At 48.6% G+C, this 4,757-nt stretch carries 4 protein-coding genes; 3 read left to right on the top strand and 1 reads right to left on the bottom strand.

The window, feature by feature from the left end:
- The first annotated feature begins 374 nt into the window (after positions 1 to 374).
- Both HY879_17035 and HY879_17030 read left to right on the top strand, forming a co-directional pair.
- Positions 375 to 575 (top strand): toxin-antitoxin system, antitoxin component, Xre family protein, encoded by a 201-nt coding sequence (locus HY879_17035; protein ID MBI5605043.1) that lies wholly within the window; start codon positions 375 to 377, stop codon positions 573 to 575.
- Entirely contained in the window at positions 559 to 903 is a 345-nt protein-coding gene (locus tag HY879_17030; protein ID MBI5605042.1) for a type II toxin-antitoxin system PemK/MazF family toxin, read from the top strand. Before HY879_17035 ends, HY879_17030 begins: the two co-directional genes overlap by 17 nt.
- Before the next feature lie 101 nt (positions 904 to 1,004).
- On the opposite strand, the gene HY879_17025 is transcribed toward HY879_17030, so the two are convergent.
- Positions 1,005 to 1,253 (bottom strand): hypothetical protein, encoded by a 249-nt coding sequence (locus tag HY879_17025; protein MBI5605041.1) that lies wholly within the window; start codon positions 1,251 to 1,253, stop codon positions 1,005 to 1,007.
- A 538-nt stretch (positions 1,254 to 1,791) separates the two neighbouring features.
- On the opposite strand from HY879_17025, the gene HY879_17020 reads away from it, so the two are divergent.
- Positions 1,792 to 4,359: a PAS domain S-box protein gene (locus HY879_17020; GenBank protein ID MBI5605040.1), complete on the top strand. Its 2,568-nt coding sequence runs from the start codon at positions 1,792 to 1,794 to the stop codon at positions 4,357 to 4,359.
- Positions 4,360 to 4,757 lie beyond the last annotated feature (398 nt).

Here is a 4,757-nt window from a genome sequence, read left to right as displayed (position 1 = left end):
TATTCCTTTCGACTCCCAAAGGGAGTCTCTTATTAAGATCGGCAGATCGGCTCCCGGCCGGGAGCCTCTGCAAAAGCTCGACAAAGTCGAGCGGACCGATCGACCTTTGCGCCCTTTGCGGCTCTGCGTTGAAAATTGTTTTTCAAAAAGCTAAATTGATACCAAATTTTACCGACTGTATCATTTTATAAACCATTTATCAAATCGGTTTTCCTCCAAAAACCCAAGGCGATCAAAAAGAAAAAAAAGATATAGGTGATCTGGTTAGAGCGAAAGAAAGGCAACGAAAGCCTCTCAGTTTATTATACTTTAGGATTGACTTGAGAAGGCTAAGGCCAGATAATATATATTCTGAATTGAAAGGAGAGAGGGAAATGTCTAATAAACAACTGATCATAAGGGAAATTGATAAATTGCCTGAAGACGCCCTTGGAGAAGTTCTTGATTTTATTCAATTCGTAGAAATCAAAAGAGAAAAGGAGCGCCTCGCAAGATCTTCTCAGACGTTGTCCGCCGATTCATTCCGGAGAATTTGGGATAACAAGGAGGACGCTGTTTATGACGCGGTACAATAGAGGAGATGTTATCCTTGTCCCTTTTCCTTTCAGTGATCAATCCGCCGCAAAGAAACGCCCCGCAACCATAATAAGTTCGGATGCATACAACCACATTTCTCAAGACATCGTCATCATGGCCGTAACCGGTCAGATAAGAGGGCATATTGGAGTGGGTGAATTCTTGATTGAAGATTGGCAACCTGCGGGCTTACTGAGACCATCCGCTGTTAAGTCCGCCATCTCAACGGTCGAACAAAGACTGGTTATCAAAATCTTAGGCAAGTTTTCCATGAAAGATCTCTCTGCCTTGGAGAAAGCGCTAAAGGAGCTTTTTGATTTGAGATAGACAGTTTTGATATTAAACCCTCATGCCCGGGGCAGGCACCGTGCTATTTCGCCGTCCGGTTCAGTGAATGGTTAGGTTCTGGGTTTCTAATGCTATTGTTCCTATTCGGCCTCCTTGTTCTCCTTCTCCTTGTCGTCGAGTTCCTTGAATGCCTTCAGCCATCCAGATGCAAGGCCATTCTGAATAAGCAAACCCAAATCTACGCCAATTGCCTGCAACGTTGATGCAATTGTAATTTTGTGGCACTTGTCAAATATATTGCAGTTTAAACACTTCTCAGGAGCCTCACCATATAGTATTGATCCTCCCTGATCTCCAAAGCAGTCTTTTGGGCTGTTTGATGAACTCATGGTCTGCATCTCCTCTTTGAGTGGTTTGATTCATACCCAACCCGGACCAGCCGGAACGAAGATTTTGGATATACAAAACATGTTAATAAAACCTCAATTGGTCCGGGTCCAAGGTGTGTTTTTTAAGAAATTCTATCCATTTTGCGTAGAATTATATTCTTTAGTTACTAACAAATTATCGAACAGTTTTCTGGATCATATCAGAAAGTTTCATCATTTTCAAAAAAAGAAAATTTCCATCAAACCCTTTTTATCGTTGAATGAGGATATCAAAAGCCGCTCAGTTTATGAAAAAGTTCTTGCAAGTAGCTGAAAATGAGTCTATATTTTCCATAACCCCTAGATACCCTTAGGCACTTAGTGAATCAACATCGACAAAGTTTTGTCGATCACACAGCAAGATTTTTAAGGAGTCCGAAATTTGAAAGTTCTTTTATTAGCTTTTTGAAAATTCAAAACTATTTTCCGACAGGATTTGTGGGGTCAAACCCGGCGCCATAATCGGAAAAGAAAATTAGAAGGCGCCGCCGGAGGGAAGATGCCTTTACTGGATATGCGAACAATCCTCTTTGGCAATATGATCACCGATATCGTCTGCCTGCTGGTCATTTTATCGTTGTGGCGCCAGAGTCGTAAACGGTTTGCGGGATCGGGTTTTTGGGTGTTCGATTTTGCCTTTCAAACGGCGGCGATGTTTCTGATCATCCTGCGCGGCAGGATCCCGGACTTATTGTCCATGGTTCTCTCCAATACCCTGGTGATCGGGGGCGCCATCATGGGCTATGTGGGCCTGAGAAGCTTTGTCGGGAAGAAGATCCCCCAAGTCCACAATTATCTGCTGCTGGCGGTTTTTGCTTTGGTGCACACCTATTTTACCCTCGTTCAACCCAGCCTGCCTGCCAGAAATCTCAATGTGTCCACCGGGCTGCTGATTATCTGTTTTCAATGCCTGTGGTTCCTGGTCTACCAAATCGACCCTGCCATGCGGCGGTTGACGCTTGGTGTGGGCCTGGTTTTTGGGGGATACTGCCTGGTCAGTCTGGGGCGGATAACCGGATTTTTCGCCGGGGCGCAGGCGGTAACCGATTTTTTTCAATCCGGCACTTTTGAATCCCTTATGGTGTTCTCCTATCAAATCCTTTTCATTCTTCTCACTTACAGCCTGGTCCTGATGGTCAATAAACGCCTGCTCGTGGAGGTCACCACCCAGGAAGAAAAATTTGCCAAGGCCTTTCACTCCTCTCCCTATGCCATCACCCTTACCCGGCTTTCCGACGGACAGATCATCGAAGTCAACGACGGGTTTTTGAATATCACGGGCTACCAGTACGCCGAGGCCATCGGAAAAACAACGGTCGATTTGCATCTTTGGGATAACGAGGAGGACCGGGAGGTGGCGATCAAAGAGTTATCAAAGGGCGGCCGGTTGCTCAACAGGGAATTCCAATTTCGAAAAAAGTCGGGAGAGACGATCACAGGACTTTTTTCGGCCGACATCATCCCGATCAACAACCAATTGTCGGTAATATCGAGTATCAATGATATCACCGATCGCAAACGGGCTGAAGAGGAGCTGAACCGGAATCGGGAATGGCTCCGTGTGACGCTGAGCAGTATCGGCGATGGGGTCATGGCCACCGATGCCGAAGGACGGATCACCTTTCTTAATCCGGTCGCTGCCACACTGACCGGCTGGCAACGCGAAAAGGCCCTTGGCCAGTCGATCGGTCAGGTTTTCCGTATCATCAACGAAAAGACCCACGAACCGGCAGAAGACCTGGTGGCACGGGTTCTCAATGAAAAACGGGTGGTCGCTATGGCTAACGACACCGCCCTGATCACCAGGAAAGGTCTCAAAATTCCCATTGAAGACAGCGCAGCGCCGATCCATGATGCCTCCGGCGGGATAACCGGGGTCGTGTTGGTGTTTCATGATGTTACGCAGAAACGGCGGGCCCATGAAGCGATCCTCCATGCCAAGCAAGAGTGGGAACAGACCTTCAACACCGTCCCGGATCTGGTGGCTATTCTGGATGATCAACACCGGATTACTCGCGCCAATAAGGCAATGGCCGATCGGCTGGGGGTTAACACAGAACAATGTATCGGCCTGCGTTGTTATGAGGCGGTTCACGGAACAACGGAGCCGCCGGGGTTCTGCCCCCACAGACTTACTTGTCAGGACGGCCAACAACACTTCGCCGAAGTTTATGAACCCCGCCTCAACGGCCACTTCCTGGTAAGCACAACGCCTCTGCGCAACCTCCAGGGTCAGTTCATCGGTTCGGCCCACATCGCCCGGGACATTACCGAGCGCAAGCAGGCCGAGGAAACCTTGAGAAAGGCTCATAATGAACTGGAGAAGCGGGTGAGGGAGAGGACCGTAGAGTTGTCGGAAGCCGTTCAAAGGCTTCGGACTGAGGTTAATCAGCGCCAGCAATTGGAAGCAACTCTACGCAAATCGGAAAGCCAGGTCCGGTTTTTCGCATCTCAATGCCTGACTGCTCAGGAGACGGAAAGGAAAAGGGTTGCCGGTGAGCTGCACGACAGCATTGCCGCTTCTCTGAGTGCCCTGAAAATCAGGATAGAGAAAATCGGGGAGGGGATGAACCAGGGGCATGACAGCCCTGAGTCCCTGCAAGAACTTATCCCATTGGTGAAGGAAATCACCAAAGAAGTCCGGCGGATCATGGCCGACTTACGGCCGGCCGTCCTCGATGACCTGGGGCTCGTGGCCGCCATGAACTGGTTCTGCCGGGAATACGAAAAGACTTATTCCCGTATTTCGGTGGAAAAGCAGATCGGGATATCGGAAGAAGAGGTGCCTGATTCTCTGAAAACGCCGATCTTCCGAATCTTTCAGGAGGCCATGAACAATATCGCCAAATACAGCCGGGCATCCGGGGTCAATCTTTCTCTCGGAAAGGAAAACCATAAAATCCAAATGACCATTCGGGATAACGGCCAAGGGTTTGACCGGGAGACGATCCGAAAAGGAATGGGCCTTTCCACCATGAGAGAGCGTGCCCAGCTTTCGGGAGGGACTTTTGTCCTGGAATCGGCCGTGGGGAAAGGGACGATTATTCGGGCGGCCTGGAGCATTTGATTTAGTTCGAAAATAGGGTTCAGGGATCAGGGTTCAGGGATCAGGGGCCAGGGGTCGGGGGTCGGGGGTCGGCGAAAGACTTTTTTATGCTTCGTGGTACCAGGCCCCAAAGGCGGCGCATGGCGGTTTAGCACGAAAACAGCTCACCTCCATAGGGTTCAGGTACTCTTCCCTGAAGACGCCCTTGGAGAAGTTCTTGATTTTATTAAATTTGTAGAAACTAAAAGAGAAAAGGAACGCCTCACAAGATCTTCTCAGACGGATCTTCCCCTGGAAAAAAACAAGAATAGATCGTATAACCAATTGATTGGTATAATTATTTAAGATAATGGTTGGTTAACGTGTACTGCCTACACCTTGCCCTTGGAGTGGGCAAGGTTGGAAGGCCAAATCACATC

This window comes from Deltaproteobacteria bacterium, assembly GCA_016219225.1.
Taxonomy (GTDB): domain Bacteria; phylum Desulfobacterota; class RBG-13-43-22; order RBG-13-43-22; family RBG-13-43-22; genus RBG-13-43-22.
This window is presented reverse-complemented; position numbering and strand designations above follow the sequence as displayed.

Coding starts and splice junctions, on each gene's coding strand:
- HY879_17035 (MBI5605043.1), top strand. CDS start 375: ATGTCTAATAAACAACTGATCATAAGGGAAATTGATAAATTGCCTGAA.
- HY879_17020 (MBI5605040.1), top strand. CDS start 1,792: ATGCCTTTACTGGATATGCGAACAATCCTCTTTGGCAATATGATCACC.
- HY879_17025 (MBI5605041.1), bottom strand. CDS start 1,253: ATGAGTTCATCAAACAGCCCAAAAGACTGCTTTGGAGATCAGGGAGGA.
- HY879_17030 (MBI5605042.1), top strand. CDS start 559: ATGACGCGGTACAATAGAGGAGATGTTATCCTTGTCCCTTTTCCTTTC.